12 protein-coding genes and 1 pseudogene are annotated in these 17,136 nt (G+C 65.8%); 11 read left to right on the top strand and 2 right to left on the bottom strand.

All coding sequences use genetic code 11. The features are described 5' to 3' along the window. Positions 1–99 precede the first annotated feature (99 nt). From murG to recN, 10 genes are all read left to right on the top strand, one after another. Complete coding sequence (gene murG, locus IC50_RS03635) at positions 100–1,203, top strand: undecaprenyldiphospho-muramoylpentapeptide beta-N-acetylglucosaminyltransferase (protein WP_035700543.1); 1,104 nt, start codon at positions 100–102, stop codon at positions 1,201–1,203. A gap of 137 nt (positions 1,204–1,340) precedes the next feature. Next, positions 1,341–2,744: a UDP-N-acetylmuramate--L-alanine ligase gene (murC, locus tag IC50_RS03630; protein ID WP_035700541.1), complete on the top strand. Its 1,404-nt coding sequence runs from the start codon at positions 1,341–1,343 to the stop codon at positions 2,742–2,744. Between the two features lie 238 nt (positions 2,745–2,982). After that, on the top strand, positions 2,983–3,903 hold the full coding sequence (gene murB / locus IC50_RS03625) for a UDP-N-acetylmuramate dehydrogenase (protein ID WP_035700540.1): 921 nt from the start codon (positions 2,983–2,985) through the stop codon (positions 3,901–3,903). A 126-nt stretch (positions 3,904–4,029) separates the two neighbouring features. Then, on the top strand, positions 4,030–5,016 hold the full coding sequence (locus tag IC50_RS03620) for a D-alanine--D-alanine ligase family protein (protein ID WP_035700547.1): 987 nt from the start codon (positions 4,030–4,032) through the stop codon (positions 5,014–5,016). Positions 5,017–5,365: 349 nt separating this feature from the next. Continuing rightward, positions 5,366–6,394, top strand: a complete 1,029-nt coding sequence (locus tag IC50_RS03615; RefSeq protein ID WP_035700538.1) for a cell division protein FtsQ/DivIB — start codon at positions 5,366–5,368, stop codon at positions 6,392–6,394. Continuing rightward, complete coding sequence (ftsA, locus tag IC50_RS03610) at positions 6,391–7,713, top strand: cell division protein FtsA (RefSeq protein ID WP_035700536.1); 1,323 nt, start codon at positions 6,391–6,393, stop codon at positions 7,711–7,713. The genes IC50_RS03615 and ftsA overlap by 4 nt, the downstream gene beginning before the upstream one ends. A gap of 90 nt (positions 7,714–7,803) precedes the next feature. Continuing rightward, a complete protein-coding gene (gene ftsZ, locus IC50_RS03605; protein WP_035700534.1) occupies positions 7,804–9,591 on the top strand; it encodes a cell division protein FtsZ in 1,788 nt (595 codons plus the stop codon). 361 nt (positions 9,592–9,952) lie between these two features. After that, positions 9,953–10,915 (top strand): UDP-3-O-acyl-N-acetylglucosamine deacetylase, encoded by a 963-nt coding sequence (gene lpxC, locus IC50_RS03600; protein ID WP_035700531.1) that lies wholly within the window; start codon positions 9,953–9,955, stop codon positions 10,913–10,915. 245 nt (positions 10,916–11,160) lie between these two features. After that, positions 11,161–12,051, top strand: coding sequence for an outer membrane protein assembly factor BamD (locus IC50_RS03595; protein WP_035700529.1), 891 nt, complete (start codon positions 11,161–11,163; stop codon positions 12,049–12,051). 13 nt (positions 12,052–12,064) lie between these two features. Beyond that, positions 12,065–13,753: a DNA repair protein RecN gene (gene recN, locus IC50_RS03590; protein ID WP_035700526.1), complete on the top strand. Its 1,689-nt coding sequence runs from the start codon at positions 12,065–12,067 to the stop codon at positions 13,751–13,753. 89 nt (positions 13,754–13,842) lie between these two features. Here the strand turns inward: recN and IC50_RS03585 are convergent, their stop codons facing one another. Further along, positions 13,843–14,130 (bottom strand): GIY-YIG nuclease family protein, encoded by a 288-nt coding sequence (locus IC50_RS03585; RefSeq protein ID WP_035700545.1) that lies wholly within the window; start codon positions 14,128–14,130, stop codon positions 13,843–13,845. A gap of 117 nt (positions 14,131–14,247) precedes the next feature. On the opposite strand from IC50_RS03585, the gene ligA reads away from it, so the two are divergent. Beyond that, entirely contained in the window at positions 14,248–16,395 is a 2,148-nt protein-coding gene (gene ligA / locus IC50_RS03580) for an NAD-dependent DNA ligase LigA (RefSeq protein WP_035700523.1), read from the top strand. A gap of 99 nt (positions 16,396–16,494) precedes the next feature. On the opposite strand, the pseudogene IC50_RS03575 reads toward ligA, so the two are convergent. Beyond that, positions 16,495–17,136: pseudogene (locus IC50_RS03575) on the bottom strand (Bcr/CflA family drug resistance efflux transporter); the annotation flags it as partial.

Here is a 17,136-nt window from a genome sequence, read left to right as displayed (position 1 = left end):
CAAATCCCCATGTGAGCAATCCAGAGTGCCTCCTCGGAGGTAGTCTGGATTGCTTCGCTTCGCTCGCAATGACGGCGGAGGGTCTGTAAAAGGGTAGTCATGGACACCTCTTCCCCCCTGATTCTTCTCGCCGCGGGCGGCACCGGCGGCCATCTGTTTCCGGCCGAGGCGCTCGGCGTCGAGTTGATCAGGCGCGGCTATCGCGTCCGCCTCGTGACGGACGAGCGCGCGCTGCGCTACAGCGGGCTGTTCAGCAAGGATATGATCGACGTCGTCAGAAGCGAGACCGCGCGCGGCCGCAATCCGTTCCAGCTTGCCTATGCCGGGCTCACGCTCGCGGCCGGCACGCTGTCCGCCTACGCCTTGATCAAGCGCTTGAAGCCCGTCGCCGTCGTCGGCTTCGGCGGCTATCCGACGCTGCCGCCGCTGGTCGCGGCGAAATTTGCCGGCGTGCCCGGCATCATCCACGACGCCAACGCCGTGCTCGGCCGCGCCAACCGGTTCCTGGCGAGCCGCGTGCGCGCCATCGCGACGTCCTTGCCCGGTGTGCTCGACCGCGATCCCGCGCTATCCGGCAAGACCACGACGGTCGGCACGCCGATGCGGCCCGCGGTCCTCGCCGCCGCCGCCGTGCCATATGCCGCGCCCGAGGTGAACGGCCGGCTGCGCCTGCTCGTCGTCGGCGGCAGCCAGGGTGCGCGCATCATGGCCGACATCGTGCCCGGCGCGATCGAGCGGCTCGAGCCTGCGCTGTGGAGCCGCCTCGTCCTCACCCAGCAGGTGCGCGAAGAGGACATGAGCCGCGTGCGCGCGGTCTACGACAAGCTCAAGATCAAGTTTGAGCTCGCGCCGTTCTTCACCGATCTGCCCGCGCGTCTCGCCTCCAATCATCTCGTGGTATCGCGCTCCGGCGCCGGCACGGTGGCCGAGCTCGCGGCGATCGGGCGGCCCTCGATCCTGGTGCCGCTGCCAGGCTCGATCGATCAGGATCAGTTCGCCAATGCCGGCGTGCTGGTCAAGGTCGATGGCGCCATTCGTGTCCCTCAGACCGAGTTCACCTCCGACCGGTTGGCGTCCGAAATCTCCGCCTTCGCCGCCGAGCCCGCGCGCCTCGCCCGCATGGCTGAAGCCGCCCGCGGCGCCGGCCGGCTCGACGCGGCCGAGCGGTTGGCGGATCTCGTGGTCAAAGTCGCGGGAATCTGACGCGAAACCCGTCAAATTTCCTACTTTTGCCGTCATGGCCGGGCTTGTCCCGGCCATCCACGTCTTGCAAGAAGAGGTAAGGATTCGTGGATGTCCGGGACAAGCCCGGCCATGACGATGGAACGGTGGGATAGAGCATGAGACTGCCGCGCGAGATCGGACCCATCCACTTCGTCGGGATCGGCGGGATCGGCATGAGCGGCATCGCCGAGGTGCTGGTCAATCTCGGCTATGCGGTGCAGGGCTCGGACGCTTCCGACAACTACAATCTCGACCGGCTGCGCAAGAAGGGCGCGAAGGTCTCGGTCGGCCACAAGGCCGGGAATATCGATGGTGCCGAGGTCGTCGTTGTCTCCACCGCGATCAAGCGCGACAATCCGGAGCTGATGGCGGCGCGCGAAAGGCGCATTCCCGTGGTGCGCCGCGCCGAGATGCTGGCCGAGCTGATGCGGCTGAAGAGCTGCGTCGCCATCGCCGGCACGCACGGCAAGACCACCACGACCACGATGGTCGCAACGCTGCTCGACGCCGGCGGGCTCGACCCCACCGTGATCAACGGCGGCATCATCAACGCCTACGGCTCCAACGCGCGGCTTGGTGCCGGTGACTGGATGGTGGTGGAGGCCGACGAGAGCGACGGCACGTTCCTGAAGCTGCCGACCGATGTCGCGATCGTCACCAATGTCGACCCCGAGCATCTCGATCACTTCAAGACCTTCGACGCCGTGCAGGACGCCTTCCGCCATTTCGTCGAAAACCTGCCGTTCTACGGCTTCGCCGTGATGTGCATCGATCATCCCGTGGTGCAGAGCCTGGTCGGCAGGATCGAGGACCGCCGCATCATCACTTACGGCGAGAATCCGCAGGCTGACGCCCGCCTGGTCGATCTCACCGCGGGCGGCGGCGGCTCGAAGTTCAAGGTCGTGATCCGCGACCGCAAGACCGGCACCACGCATGAGATCGCCGACCTCGCGCTGCCGATGCCGGGCCGCCACAACGCCTCGAACGCGACGGCCGCGATTGCCGTCGCTCACGCGCTCGGTGTGTCGGACGAAGCGATCCGCAAGGCGATCGCTGGCTTCGGCGGCGTCAAGCGCCGCTTCACCAAAACCGGCGAATGGAACGGCGTCACCGTCATCGACGATTACGGCCATCACCCCGTGGAAATCGCGGCCGTGCTGAAAGCGGCGCGCGATTCCTACACCGGCAAGGTGATCGCCGTGGTGCAGCCGCACCGCTACACTCGCCTGCAATCGCTGTTCGAGGAATTCTGCGCCTGCTTCAACGACGCCGATGCGGTTGTTGTCGCCGACGTCTATGCCGCAGGCGAGACGCCGATCGAGGGCATCGACCGCGATCATTTCGTCGCCGGCCTGCGCGCCCACGGCCATCGCGAGGTGATCCCGCTGCCGGCGGCCTCGGAACTCGCGAGCATCGTCAAGGGACTTGCCAAGTCCGGCGACCTCGTCGTCTGCCTGGGCGCCGGCAACATCACGCAATGGGCCTATGCCTTGCCGGGCGAATTGAAGGCGCTGGGGTGATCGAGCGAATGTCGCTTCATCGTCGATCACCGCCCGTGTGGCCACCCCTCTCCCTACTCCTCCCCCGCAAGGGGGGAGGGAACCTTTCCGCCCGTGCGTCCCTCACTCTCCCAAAGCATCAGACTGTGGCTGTAATATCAGGTGAGGTGAGCACGCCCGTCAGGCTCCCTCCCCCCTTGCGCGGGAGGGTTGGGGAGAGGGGTAGCCACAAACTCCGTCTTCGCTTGGGGCTTGCGGCATGAGCTTCCCCGACATCACGCCCGAACTCAAAGCCGCGATGCCGGAGCTGCGCGGCCGGCTGCTGGCCAACCAGTCGCTGGCCGAGCTGACCTGGTTTCGTGTCGGCGGTCCGGCGCAGGTGCTGTTCACGCCGGCGGACGAGGACGATCTGGCTTATTTCCTCGCGCGCCTCGCCAGCGACGTTCCGGTCCATGTCGTCGGCGTCGGCTCCAACCTGATCGTGCGTGATGGCGGCATTGCGGGCGTCGTGATCCGCCTTTCGCCGCGGGCCTTCGGCGAAGCTACCGCGAGCGGGGACATCGTCAGCGCTGGCGCAGCGGCGCTCGACAAGCGCGTGGCGGAGGTCGCGGCAAGCGCCAACATCGGCGGGCTGGAATTCTATTTCGGCATTCCCGGCACCATCGGCGGCGCGCTGCGCATGAATGCCGGCGCCAATGGCGGCGAGACCAGGGACGTGCTGATCGAGGCGCGAGGCGTGGGCCGCGACGGCACCAGGCACGTGTTCTCCAACGCCGACATGAAGTTCGTCTACCGCAACAGCGGCGTCGATCCCTCCATCATCTTCACCTCCGCGCGCTTCCGTGGCGAGATCCGGGATGCGGAAGCAATCCGCGCACGCATGGCGGAGGTACAGACCCATCGCGAGACCGCGCAGCCGATCCGCGAGAAGACCGGCGGTTCGACCTTCAAGAATCCGCCCGGCCATTCCGCCTGGAAGCTGGTCGATGCCGCCGGATGTCGCGGCTTGCGCGTCGGCGGCGCGCAGGTGTCCGAGATGCACTGCAATTTCCTGATCAACACCGGCGATGCCACCGCGCACGACATCGAGACGCTCGGCGAGACCGTGCGTGAACGCGTGAAGGCAAATTCCGGAATCGAGCTACACTGGGAAATCAAGCGGATCGGGGTTTCCGCGTGAGTGTCATTCCGGGGGCGCGAAGCGCAGCCCGGAATCTCGAGATTCTCAGGTGCGCAAGTGCGCACCATAGTTCGATGCTGCGCATCGCCCCGGAATGACGAACGAGAGAGATTGTGGACCATGACCATGCGCATCACCATCCTTTTCGGCGGCTCCAACCGGGAGCGTCTGGTGTCGGTCGCGTCAGCCCAGGCCCTGCATCAGGCGCTGCCTGAGGCCGATCTGTGGTGGTGGGACGTCGAGGACAAGGTGCATGTGGTGCAGTCCAAGCAACTGCTCGAGCATGCCCGTCCGTTCGAGGACGAGTTCAAGCCGGGCACATCAGGCATTCCGCTGGAGCAGGCGCTCGACAAGGCCAAGACCGAAGGACGGGTGCTGGTGCTCGGCCTGCATGGCGGGCGGGCCGAGAACGGCGAATTGCAGGTGCTGTGCGAGGCGCGCGGCGTGCCGTTCACCGGCTCGGGCTCGGCTTCCTCGCATCTTGCCTTCGACAAGATCGCGGCCAAGCGATTTGCTGCGCTCGGCGGTGTGACGCCGCCGGCGAGCGTTGCGCTCGACGACATCGACGAGGCCTTTGCCGAATACGGAAGGCTGATCGCGAAGCCGGCGCGCGACGGCTCGAGCTACGGCCTGATCTTCGTCAACGCCAAACAGGATCTCGTTGCCGTCCGCAATGCAGCCAGGCACGAAGAGTATGTCATCGAGCCATACATCGCCGGCGTCGAGGCGACCTGCGGCGTGCTGGAGCGCACCGATGGCTCGATCATCTCGCTGCCGCCGATCGAGATCATTCCGGGCGAAGGCAATTTCGACTACGCCGCAAAATATCTCCTGAAATCGACCCAGGAGATCTGCCCCGGCCGTTTCGCCCCCGAGATCACCGCCGCGCTCAAGGAGCAGGCGATGCTGGCGCATCGCGCGATGTCCTGCACCGGCTATTCCCGTTCGGACTTCATCGTCTCGGGCAAGGGCCTCGTCTATCTCGAAACCAACACGCTCCCCGGGTTGACCAAGTCCTCGCTCTACCCCAAGGCGCTGAAGGCCGAGGGCATCGAATTCGTCGACTTCCTGCGCGGCCTGGTCGAGCTCGCTCGCCAGCGCGTGCGGAAATAGTTAGGACTGGTTAACGGCTGGAGGGCCGGAATGGCCCGGTTTGGCGCCCAAAGCCGGTAAAATGCCGGACATCGCGGCACAAATGCCGGACATCGCGGGGCAAAATTCGCCGGTCGTTAACGAATTTTACCTTTTGTTTACCAGGACGTCCGAAGGTTAACGCTGGCGGCGCATATGGCGCTTTGGCTGCCGGCGCGTGAGCTGTCGCGGGTGATGTCACCTCCAGCGAGCGCTTTGAAGGGAGAGGTTTTCTTCTGCTGAAGACCAGCACCCGGCCCGGCAGGTCCGAGACGTCATGTTCGCCAGGATCCGCGCGATGTCGCGGGCAAACTGTTGACGAGCTCGTGCAATGGATGGAGCAGGAAGCCTCACCCGATCGCTTTTCAGATCGCTGAGGCCCCAAGCTGACCTGAAGGCGGCCGCTGTCGGAGCGGTCGTGCTTCTGCGCGAGTGGATGCAGGACAAGCACGCTGAGGCGCGCGCCGCCGCCAAGGACAAAGTCAAGGCCAGGGCCAGGGCCAAAGCCGTCGTCGAGCGCGAGCCGCCGCCGCGCGTGGTCGCACTTGTCGAGCGCTACCTGCCGCGCCGGGTCGGGATCAGCATGACCGTGCTGCTGCTGATCGGCAGCTGCGGCTTCGGCATCGTCAAGGGCGGCCATCTCCAGGACTTCATCACCGCGGTCAGCGACGCCCGCAACGCGCTGGCCAATTCCGCCGGGTTCCGTATCACCTCCGTCGTGATCAACGGCCGCAAGCAGCTCACCCAGGACGAGATCCTGGCGATCGGTGGCGTCAGCGGCCGCTCCTCGCTGCTGTTCCTCGATGCCGATGCGGTGCGCGACAAGCTCAAGGCCAATCCCTGGATCGCGGATGCGACCGTGCTGAAGCTCTATCCGGGCCAGCTCATGATCGAGCTCACCGAGCGCAAGGCGTTCGCGCTGTGGCAGGAGGCCGGCCGGCTTTCGGTCATCGCCGATGACGGCGCCGTGCTCGAGCCCTACGTCTCGCGTCGCTTCCTGTCGTTGCCGCTCGTCGTCGGCAAGGGCGCCGAGACCCAGGCCCGCGATTTCCTCGCGCTGCTGGCGCGCTATCCGCAGGTCAAGTCGGTGACGAAGGCTGCGATCTTCGTCGGCGAGCGGCGCTGGAATCTGAGGCTCAAGGACGGCCTCGACATCCGCCTGCCCGAGCAGGACGTCGGCAACGCGCTTGCGATGCTGTCCAAGCTCGACAAGGAGGACAGGCTGTTCTCCCGCGACATCGTCGCCGTCGACATGCGCCTGCCCGATCGGCTGGTGGTGCAGCTGTCCGAGGACGCCGCCAAGGCGCGTGAGGATCAGTTCAAGGACAAGAAGAAAAAGAAGGCCGGGGATTCCGCATGACCGGTCTCGATCGCACCCAGACGCCGAAGACGCGCCCGATGCCGCACAAGCGCGGCGGCATCGTCGCCTGCCTCGACATCGGCACCAGCAAGATCGCCTGCATGATCGCACGGCTGAAGCCGTCGCCGCCGAGCGATGCGCTGCGCGGCCGCACCCATGCGGTGGAACTGATCGGTTACAGCCAGATCCAGTCGCGCGGCATGAAGGCCGGCGCGGTGATCGATCTCGGCGAATGCGAACAGGCGGTGCGCCAGGCCGTCGGGCTCGCGGAGAAGATGGCCAAGGTGCGGGTCGAGTCGGTGCTGCTCTCGGTCTCCGGCGGCCGGCTCTCCGGCCAGCTGGTCGAGGCCGCCGCCGACATCCGCGGCGGCGCCGTGACGCCGGCCGATGTCAGCCGCGTTACCTCCACCGGCATGCGCCACGCCACCGGCGAAGGCCGCACCGTGCTGCATGCGCTGCCGGTCGGCTACACGCTGGATGGCGTCAAGGGCATCCGCGATCCCCGCGGCATGGTCGCGCACCAGTTCGGCGTCGACATGAACGTCGTCACCTGCGACGCCACCGTGGCGCGGAATCTGATGCTGGCGGTCGAACGCTGCCACATCAATGTCGAGGCCATGGCGGCGAGCCCCTATGTGGCCGGCCTGTCGGTGCTGACCGACGACGAGGCCGATCTTGGCGCCGCCGTCGTCGAGATGGGCGCGGGCACCACGACGATTGCGGTCTATTCCGGTGGCCGCTTCGTGCATGCGGCCGGCTTTGCAGTCGGCGGGCAACACATCACGATGGATCTCGCGCGCGGACTCTCCGCGACCATTGCCGATGCCGAGCGAATCAAGACGTTATATGGGACCGTCATCACCGGCGGATCGGACTCGCGTGAGCTGATGTCTGTGCCGACAGCCGGTGACGAGCAGGATCTGCCGCAGATCGTCTCCCGCGCCACCATCGCCAATATCGTCAAGCACCGTGCCGAGGAAATCTTCGAAATGGTTCGGGACAAGCTGAAGGATTCGCCCTTCGCCTCGGAGCCCAACGGCCGCGTCGTGCTGTCGGGCGGCGCCTCGCAGCTGACTGGCCTCGTCGAGCTCGGCACCCAGATTCTCGGCCGGCCCGTGCGGGTCGGACGTCCGCTCGGTTTCGGCCGGCTGCCCAACGAGGCGAAGAACGCTGCGTTTGCGGTGCCGGCCGGGCTCCTCGTCTACCCGCAATATGTTCATCTCGAACATGTCGAACCGCGGCATACGCGGCAGCAGGTCAGGACAGGGACGGGCGGATATTTCGGAAAGGTCGGACGATGGCTACGCGAGGGCTTCTGATGACCGCTTTCCGCAATCTTCGATTTTCACCAACTCCCGCGGCCGCCGGCCGGGGCGAACCCACGCGCGCGTGATCGAGAGGCAGCAACCATGACCATCAGCATCAATGTTCCTGATATTCACGAACTGAAGCCCCGGATCACCGTGTTCGGCGTCGGCGGCGCCGGCGGCAACGCCGTCAACAACATGATCACGGCGGGCCTGCAGGGCGTCGACTTCGTGGTTGCCAACACCGACGCGCAGGCGCTGACGATGTCGAAGGCGCAGCGCATCGTGCAGATGGGCACGGCGGTCACCCAAGGCCTTGGCGCCGGCTCGCAGCCGAACGTGGGCGCTGCGGCTGCGGAAGAGGTGATCGACGAGCTGCGCGACCATCTCTCGGGCGCCAACATGGTGTTCGTCACCGCCGGCATGGGCGGCGGCACCGGCACCGGCGCTGCACCCGTCATCGCCAAGACCGCGCGCGACATGGGCATCCTCACCGTCGGCGTCGTGACCAAGCCGTTCCACTTCGAAGGCGGCCGCCGCATGCGTACCGCTGAAGCCGGCATCAACGAGCTTCACAAGGTCGTGGATACGCTCCTGATCATCCCGAACCAGAACCTGTTCCGGGTCGCCAACGAGAAGACCACCTTCGCTGACGCCTTCGCGATGGCCGATCAGGTGCTCTATTCGGGCGTTGCCTGCATCACCGACCTGATGGTCAAGGAAGGCCTGATCAATCTCGACTTCGCCGACGTCCGCGCCGTCATGCGCGAGATGGGCAAGGCGATGATGGGCACCGGCGAAGCCTCCGGCGACAAGCGTGCGCTGACCGCCGCTGAAGCGGCGATCGCCAACCCGCTGATCGACGATAGCTCGATGAAGGGTGCCAAGGGCCTCCTCATCTCCATCACCGGCGGCAAGGACCTCACGCTGTTCGAGGTCGACGAGGCCGCGACCCGCATCCGCGAGGAAGTCGACCAGGACGCCAACATCATCGTCGGCGCGACCTTCGACGAAGCGCTGGACGGCCTGATCCGCGTCTCGGTGGTCGCCACCGGCATCGAGCAGGCCGCGATCGCCCGCAACAGCCAGGCGACCTCCGCGCCCGTCGCGAACCCGGCGGCGCAGGTGCAGCAGGCTGCCGCACCGGCCGTCGCCGCCGAGAGCCGTCTCGCCGACCTGACCGCGCGCTTGCGCGCCGACAATCAGCGCCTGGCCGAACGCGCCCAAAAGCTGGAAGCGCAGACGCCGGCCGCCGCTCCCGCTGCTGCCGCGCCCCGTCCGAACGTCGAGCGTGCTGCGCTCGCCGCCATCGCCGCTGCCGTCGCTGAAGTCCCGCAGCCGCCAGCGCCGACGCAGACCTATGGCGACGTCACCGTGCGACCGATCGCGCAGAAGCCGACCCTGTTCCCGGAGCCCGACATGGCCCCGGTCGCGATGCAGGAACCGATGACGCCCGAAAACTTCATTCCGCCGCAGGCCGAACGTCCGCCGGTCCGTGCGCCCCGGATGCCGCGCATTGAGGAACTGCCGATGCCGGCCCAGGCCGAGATTCGTCAGGCCCGCGGCGAGGTCGAGGAAGAGACCCCGCAGAAGACCCGTCTGTCGCTGCTTCAGCGCCTCGCCAATGTCGGCCTCGGCCGCCGGGACGAGGAAAGTGAGCCGCCGGTGGCGGCCCGCACCGCCGGTCCCGCCATGCCGCCGCTGCCCGAACGCCGGCCGCAGAAGAGCGTGGCGCAGCAGATCGCATCCAACGAACCGGTATCAGAGTATGCTCGCCGTCCCGCGCCGCAGGGCCTGGACATGCATGGCCGCCCCGCGCCTGTTGCGCCGGCGCCACAGGGCGACGACCATCTTGATATCCCGGCTTTCCTGCGGCGGCAGGCGACCTGAGGATTGTTACAATAAGGCAGATGGATGAAGGTCCCGGCAGCAAGCTTGCCGGGACCTTTCCTTTTGTCCCTTGCATGCCCGGATGTCGCCGCCAAGAGGCTGATTCTAAACTATTAATTACGTATCTGGTGGTTCAGTAAGGCCACCGGTCGCGGCCCAAAACCTCGGCTCAATTTGGTTAAGCCTTGGCGCGAATACGGCGGGTTTGGGGTAACAATCGGTAAAAAAGCGTGAGTTGGCGCTGTTTGAGGCAGTGACTATGGTTTGCCGTGACTTGGGGATACGGATTCGCGGCGCGCCGGCACTGGCTGGCCAAGTGGGTCTCGTATAAGTCGCGTTGGTCGTAGTGGGGCGGTTCCTGATGAAATTTAACCGGCAAACGACGCTTCGTGCGCAAGCCTCCGTGGCAGGCGTGGGCGTTCATTCCGGTCTTCCCGTCACTCTCACGCTTGGGCCTGCGCCTGTCGACGCGGGTTTTATTTTTGTCCGCACAGGCCTCGAGGGAAGTGATCGCGAAGTTCAGGCCACCGCCGAGCAGGTGATCGCGACCGACTTCGCGACCGTCCTCGGCGACCGTAGCGGTCCGCTGGTATCCACCGCCGAGCACGTGCTTGCCGCACTGCGGGGCATGGGCGTCGACAACGCCACCATCGAGATCGATGGTCCCGAAGTGCCGATCATGGACGGCAGCGCCGCGGCCTTCATTGCGGCGATCGACCAGGCTGGCGTCGTGACCCAGCCGGCGCAGCGCCGCCTCATCCAAGTTTTGAAGCCGATCTCGGTCAAGATCGGCGACTCCTTCGGCGAGATCAGGCCCCACGCCAGCGGGTTCCGCGTCGAGGTCGAGATCGACTTCACCAATCCCGTCATCGGCCAGCAGAGCTACGCCTTCGACCTCAACCCTGAAGGTTTCCGCCGCGAAGTCGGCCGCGCCCGCACCTTCGGTCTGATGTGCGATGTCGCGCGGCTCTGGAGCGCGGGCTATGCCCTCGGCGCCTCCTTCGACAACACCGTCGTGTTCGACGACGAGCGGCTGCTCAATACCGAGGGCCTGCGCTACGCCGATGAATGCGCCCGCCACAAGGTGCTGGATGTGATCGGCGACCTCTCGCTGGCCGGCCTGCCGCTGCTTGGCGCCTACCGCTCGGTGCGGGGCGGCCACAAGCTCAACCACGCCGTCCTGACCGCGCTGCTCGCCGACCGCACCGCCTGGCGGGTGGTCGAGGGCGAAGCGGTCCGCCGCACCACGCGACCCGTGGGCGAAGTCGGTCGCGGTATCGTCGGTGGCCGGATCGCCGCGGCCTACGGGCCGGACGTGTCCTGACGATCGGGACGCCGCAGGCATTGGCCGCGGCTTACCCCCGGGAAACTCCTGGTAACCATGATCGGCTAGCATTGCGGCACGTTCGCCTTAATCCGGGCGAAATGCCTGCCTATCCGGTTGGTTAAAGATCGCTTTTCGGATACATCGGCGTGGTCGCATGGCAGGCACCACGGTTACATTTCGCGCCCATGACGGGGTTCGTGGGCTGGCGGACACCGCATCACAGGGCGTCAGGGCTTAAACTCATGTCGGCACAGCGTATGACGCGCGGATATTTCTCGGTCTCGTCGCGAGCCCGTGGGCTGCTTCAGGCCGTCACCTTCATCATGCTCGCGCTGCCGCTCGCCGGCTGCGGCACCGGCTCGCTCTGGGACAAGTTCACCGCCAAGGACGACACCTTCGTCGAGGAGCCCGCCGACAAGATCTACAATGAGGGCCTGTACCTCATGAACGAGAAGAAGGACATGAAGGCGGCGACCAAGAAGTTCGAAGAGGTCGACCGCCAGCATCCTTATTCCGACTGGGCCCGCAAATCGCTGCTGATGTCGGCCTATGCGTCCTATCAGGGCGGCGACTATGACGGCTGCATCGGCGCCGCCACCCGCTACGTGACGCTGCATCCCGGCAGCCCTGACGCGGCCTATGCGCAATACCTGATCGCCGCCTCTCATTACGACCAGATCCCGGACATCAGCCGCGACCAGGCCCGCACCGAGAAGGCCATTGCCGCTCTGGAAGAGGTGGTGCGCAAATATCCGAACTCGGAGTATGCGACCTCCGCCAAGGCCAAGATCGAGGGTGCGCGCGACCAGCTCGCCGGCAAGGAGATGAATGTCGGCCGCTACTATGCTCAGAAGCGCGACTACACGGCGGCGATCAATCGCTACAAGACCGTCGTCACGCAGTACCAGACCACCCGCCATGTCGAGGAGGCGCTATTCCGGCTCACCGAGGCCTATATGGCGATCGGCATCGTCGGCGAAGCGCAGACCGCGGCGGCCGTGCTTGGACACAATTTTCCTGACAGCCGCTGGTACAAGGACGCCTATAATCTTGTAAAATCCGGTGGTCTCGAACCGAGCGAGAATCAGGGGTCCTGGATCAGCCGGACCTTCAAGAAGATGGGTCTCGGCTAGGAAATCTGGTTCCATGCTGGCGCGTCTGTCGATCCGCGACATCGTCCTGATCGAACGGCTCGATATCGAATTCGCCACCGGCCTTGCGGTTTTGACCGGCGAGACCGGTGCGGGCAAATCCATCCTGCTCGATGCCTTTGCGCTGGCGCTCGGCGGCCGCGGCGATGCCGGCCTCGTGCGCCACGGCGCGGAGCAGGGGCAGGTCACCGCCGTGTTCGATGTCCCGAAGAACCACCCTGCGACGAAGATCCTCGCCGAGAACGGTCTGGACGATACGAGTGTTGAAGAGTCGTGCGAGATGATTCTCCGCCGCGTGCAACTCGCCGACGGCCGCACCCGCGCCTTCATCAACGACCAGTCGATCAGCGTGCAGACGCTGAAGGCGGTCGGTGCCGCCCTGGTCGAGATCCACGGCCAGCACGACGAGCGGGCGCTGGTCGATGCCGCCACCCACCGTCGCCTGCTCGACGCTTTTGCCGGCCTGGAGAAGGACGTTGCGGCGGTCGAATCGCTCTGGGAGGCGCGCCGCACCGCCAATACCGCACTGGAGGAGCATCGCGCAGCCATGGAGAGCGCCGCGCGCGAGGCCGACTATCTGCGCCATGCCTCCGACGAGCTGAAGCAGCTCGCGCCCAAGGACGGCGAGGAGACCGCGCTGGCCTCGCGCCGCACCACCATGATGCAGGGCGAGAAGATCGCCTCCGACCTGCGCGAGGCGCAGGAAGCGGTCGGCGGCAATCATTCGCCGGTCGCCGCGCTTTCGGCCGCCGTGCGCCGGCTGGAGCGCCGCGGCGTCAACTCGCCGGCGCTGGTCGAGCCTGCCGTGAAGGCGATCGACGTCGCGATCAACGCGCTGGAGGAAGCCGATCAGCATCTCCAGGCCGCGCTGGCCGCAACCGATTTCGATCCTGCCGAACTCGAGCGCATCGAGGAACGGCTGTTCGCACTTCGCGCCGCCTCGCGCAAATATTCGACGCCGGTCGACGGCCTCGCCGCGCTTGCCGCCAAATATGCCGCCGACGTCGTGCTGATCGACGCCGGCGCCTCGCGGCTGAAGAAGCTGGAGCAGGCCGCGATCGAGGCAGATGGCCGCTATGCCGCCGCGGCCAAGAAGCTGTCGATGGCGCGGCAGAAATCGGCCGAGAAGCTCAACAAGGCCGTCAATGCCGAGCTCGCGCCGCTCAAGCTCGAACGCGCAAAATTCATGACCCAGGTCGAGACCGACGAGGCCGCGCCGGGGCCGCAAGGCTTCGATCGCGTCGAGTTCTGGGTCCAGACCAATCCGGGCACCAAGCCGGGTCCGCTGATGAAGGTCGCTTCCGGCGGCGAGCTGTCGCGCTTCCTGCTGGCGCTGAAGGTCGTGCTGTCCGACCGCGGCTCGGCGCCGACCCTCGTCTTCGACGAGATCGACACCGGCGTCGGCGGTGCGGTTGCGGACGCCATTGGCGGGCGCCTGGCGCGGCTTGCCGGGAAGGTCCAGGTCATGGCCGTGACCCACGCCCCGCAGGTCGCCGCCCGCGCCGACCAGCATCTGCTCATCTCCAAGGACGCCCTCGACAAGGGCAAGCGCGTCGCCACCCGCGTCAGTGCGCTTGCCGCCGACCACCGCCGCGAGGAAATCGCCCGCATGCTCGCCGGCGCCGAGATCACGGCGGAGGCGAGGGCGGCCGCGGAGAGACTGCTCAAGGCGGCGACGGCTTAGCCACCGTCATTCCGGGGCGATGCGAAGCATCGAACCCGGAATCTCGAGATTCCGGGCTTTGTCTTTCGAATCATCCCGGAATGACGTTCTCAATTGCAGATCGACTCGTACAGATCATCCCAACTTGGGTTCATCCTCTCGACCAGCTGGGTTTTCCAAGCCCGCTTCCACTTCTTGAGTTCTTTCTCGCGTGAGATTGCTGAGATTGGATCGTCATAGGCCTCGAACCAAACCAACTGGGATATGTTGTATCTGGCTGTGAACCCCGGGACCGCTTTGATTCGATGTTCATAGACGCGGCGCACCAGGTCATTGGTGATGCCAACGTAGATTGCCCCATCGCGTCGGCTTGCTAGAATATAGACGTAATACGTCATGAGCCCCCTCCACGACTTCATCATTCCGGGGCGCGCGAAGTGCGAACCCCGAATCTCGAGGTTCCGGGTCTGGTCCTTCGGACCATCCCGGAACGACGAGCCACAACTTTAAGTATAATGGCAAGAGCAGCAAAATCGAAACCGCTTCGCGACGTCGTCGACCTCACCAAGGCGCAGGCCAAGGTCGAGCACATGCGGCTCGCGCTCGAGATCGAGGGGCACAACGAGCGCTACTATCAGGAGGACGCGCCCACCGTCTCCGATGCCGAGTACGACGCGCTGCGCCGGCGCTTCGACGCGATCGAGAAGCGCTTTCCCGAATTCGTCACCGCGGACTCGCCCTCGCAGAAGGTCGGCGCGGCGCCATCGGGGCGTTTCAGGAAAGTCCGGCACGCCGTCCCGATGCTGTCGCTCGACAATGCCTTTGCCGAAGAGGATGTGCGCGACTTCGTCGGCCGCATCGTGCGCTTCCTGAAGCTCGACGACGACAAGATCAATTTCTCCGCCGAGCCGAAGATCGACGGTCTCTCGATGTCGCTGCGCTACGAGGGGGGCGAGCTCGTCACCGCCGCAACGCGCGGCGACGGCGCGGTCGGTGAGGATGTCACCGCCAACATCCGCACGCTCGAGGACGTGCCGCAGAAGCTGAAAGGCCGCAACGTCCCCGACATCTGCGAGGTCCGCGGCGAGGTCTACATGACCAAGAAGGCGTTCCTGGCGCTCAACGAGCGGCAGAAGGCGGAAGGCGGCACCATTTTCGCCAATCCGCGCAATTCCGCCGCCGGCTCGCTCCGGCAGAAGGACCCGACCATCACCGCCTCGCGTCCGCTCGGCTTCTTCGCCTATGCGTGGGGCGAGATGAGCGCGATGCCGGAAGAGACCCAGAGCGGCATGATCCACTGGTTCGAGCGCTGCGGCTTCAGGACCAATCCGCTGACCAGGCTCTGTCGCTCGGTCGAGGAACTGCTCGCCTTTCATCATGCGATCGAGGAGCAGCGCGCGCGGCTCGACTATGACATCGATGGCGTCGTCTACAAGGTCGACCGCATCGACTGGCAGGAGCGGCTCGGCTTCGTCTCGCGCACGCCGCGCTGGGGTATCGCGCACAAATTTCCGGCCGAGCGCGCCATGACGGTGCTGCGCGACATCGAGATCCAGGTCGGCCGTACCGGCTCGTTCACTCCGGTCGGCAAGCTCGAGCCGGTCGGCGTCGGCGGCGTGATCGTGCAGAACGTCACGCTGCACAACGAGGACTACATCAAGGGCATCGGTAACAAGGGCGAGGTGCTGCGCGAGGGCCGCGACATCCGCATCGGCGACACCGTCGTGATCCAGCGCGCCGGCGACGTCATCCCGCAGGTGGTCGACGTCGTCATCGACAAGCGGCCGAAGGGCGCGAAGGAATTCCACTTCCCGAAGAAGTGCCCGTGTCCGCTGCACACCGACGTCGTGCGCGAGGAGACGGCGACGGGCGAGGAGGGCTCGCGAGCCCGCTGCACCGGCGAGTTCGCCTGTCCCTATCAGAAGATCGAGCACCTCAAGCTGTTCGTCTCGCGGCGTGCCTTCGACATCGACGGGTTGGGGGAGAAGCAGCTCCAGTATTTCTTCGACGAGGGCTGGGTGAAGGAGCCCGCCGACATCTTCACGCTGGAGAAGCGCAACGCGAAGCTCAAGCTCGAGGAGATCGAGGGCTATGGCACGACCTCGGTCCGCAACCTGTTCGGTGCCATCGAGAGCCGGCGCAAAATCGCGCTGGAGCGCTTCATTTATGCGCTCGGCATGCGTCACGTCGGCGAGACCACGGCGCTGGCCCTGGCACGCGGCTACGGCTCGTGGGACGCCTTCCACGACGCCTGCCTCAAGGTCGCCAGGGCTGATGAGGAGGCGATGGCGGAAATGGACGCGCTCGACCAGATCGGCGACACCGTGATCAAGAGCATCGCCGATTATTTCGGCGAGAGCCACAATCGCGGCATCGTCGAGCGGCTGACCAAGGAGGTCGAGATCGTCGACGCCGAGAAGCCGAAGAGCAATTCGGCCGTCGCCGGCAAGACCGTGGTGTTCACAGGCTCGCTGGAGAAGATGACGCGGGACGAGGCCAAGGCCACCGCCGAGCGGCTGGGGGCCAAGGTGTCGGGCTCGGTGTCGAAGAAGACCGACCTCGTCGTCGCCGGCCCCGGCGCGGGCTCGAAGCTCGCGGAAGCCAACAAGCACGGTGTCAAGGTGCTGACCGAGGACGAGTGGCTGAAGCTGATCGGAGAGTGATTATGATTCGGTCATTCCGGGGCGCCTCGGAGAGGCGAACCCGGAATCTCGAGATTCCGGGTTCGCACTTCGTGCGCCCCGGAATGACCGAAAAATCCCTCACATCATCCCGGTCTCTTCCTCTTCCGCCTGCTCGATCAGCGTCTCGCTCACCACCACCTCGCGCCGCGGCACGACGAAGATCATCACGCAGGCGCAGAGCAGGGAGATCGCCAGGACCGCGGAGGTGAGCGGCAGCGTGGTTGCGGAATGGCCGCCGAGATAGGCGCCGAACTGTGACATCAGCGCGCCGATGCCTTGCTGGAGGAAGCCCATCGCGCCTGATGCGGTGCCGGCGGCTTCGGGGCGGATGCTGATCGCGCCGGCGGCGGAATTCGCCATCACGAAGGCATTGCCGGCCATCACGATCATCTGCGTGCCGAACAGCCAGGCCGGGGCCTCGTTCCAGCCGGTGAAGCTCCACAGCAGGTTCGCGAGGCTGCCGACGAGCTGGAGCGCGAGTCCGAACCAGATCAGCTTCTCCAGCGAATGCCGCGGCGCAAAGCGCACGCAGAGCAGATTGCCGACGAGAAATGCAAAGCCGGTGGTTGCGAACCAGGCGCCGTACTCCGCGCTGGTCCGACCCATCTGCGTCACGACGATGTAAGGGCCACCACCGGCGAAAGTGAAGATGATCTGCGAGGCCAGCACCTGACACATCACATAGCCGATGAAGGCGCGGCTCTTGACCAGGGTGCCGAC

It is taken from the genome of Bradyrhizobium genomosp. I (2014) (assembly GCF_000261685.1).
Taxonomy (GTDB): Bacteria; Pseudomonadota; Alphaproteobacteria; order Rhizobiales; family Xanthobacteraceae; genus Bradyrhizobium.
Note: the sequence above shows the minus strand (reverse complement) of the source record. Positions and strands in the feature narration are given on the sequence as shown.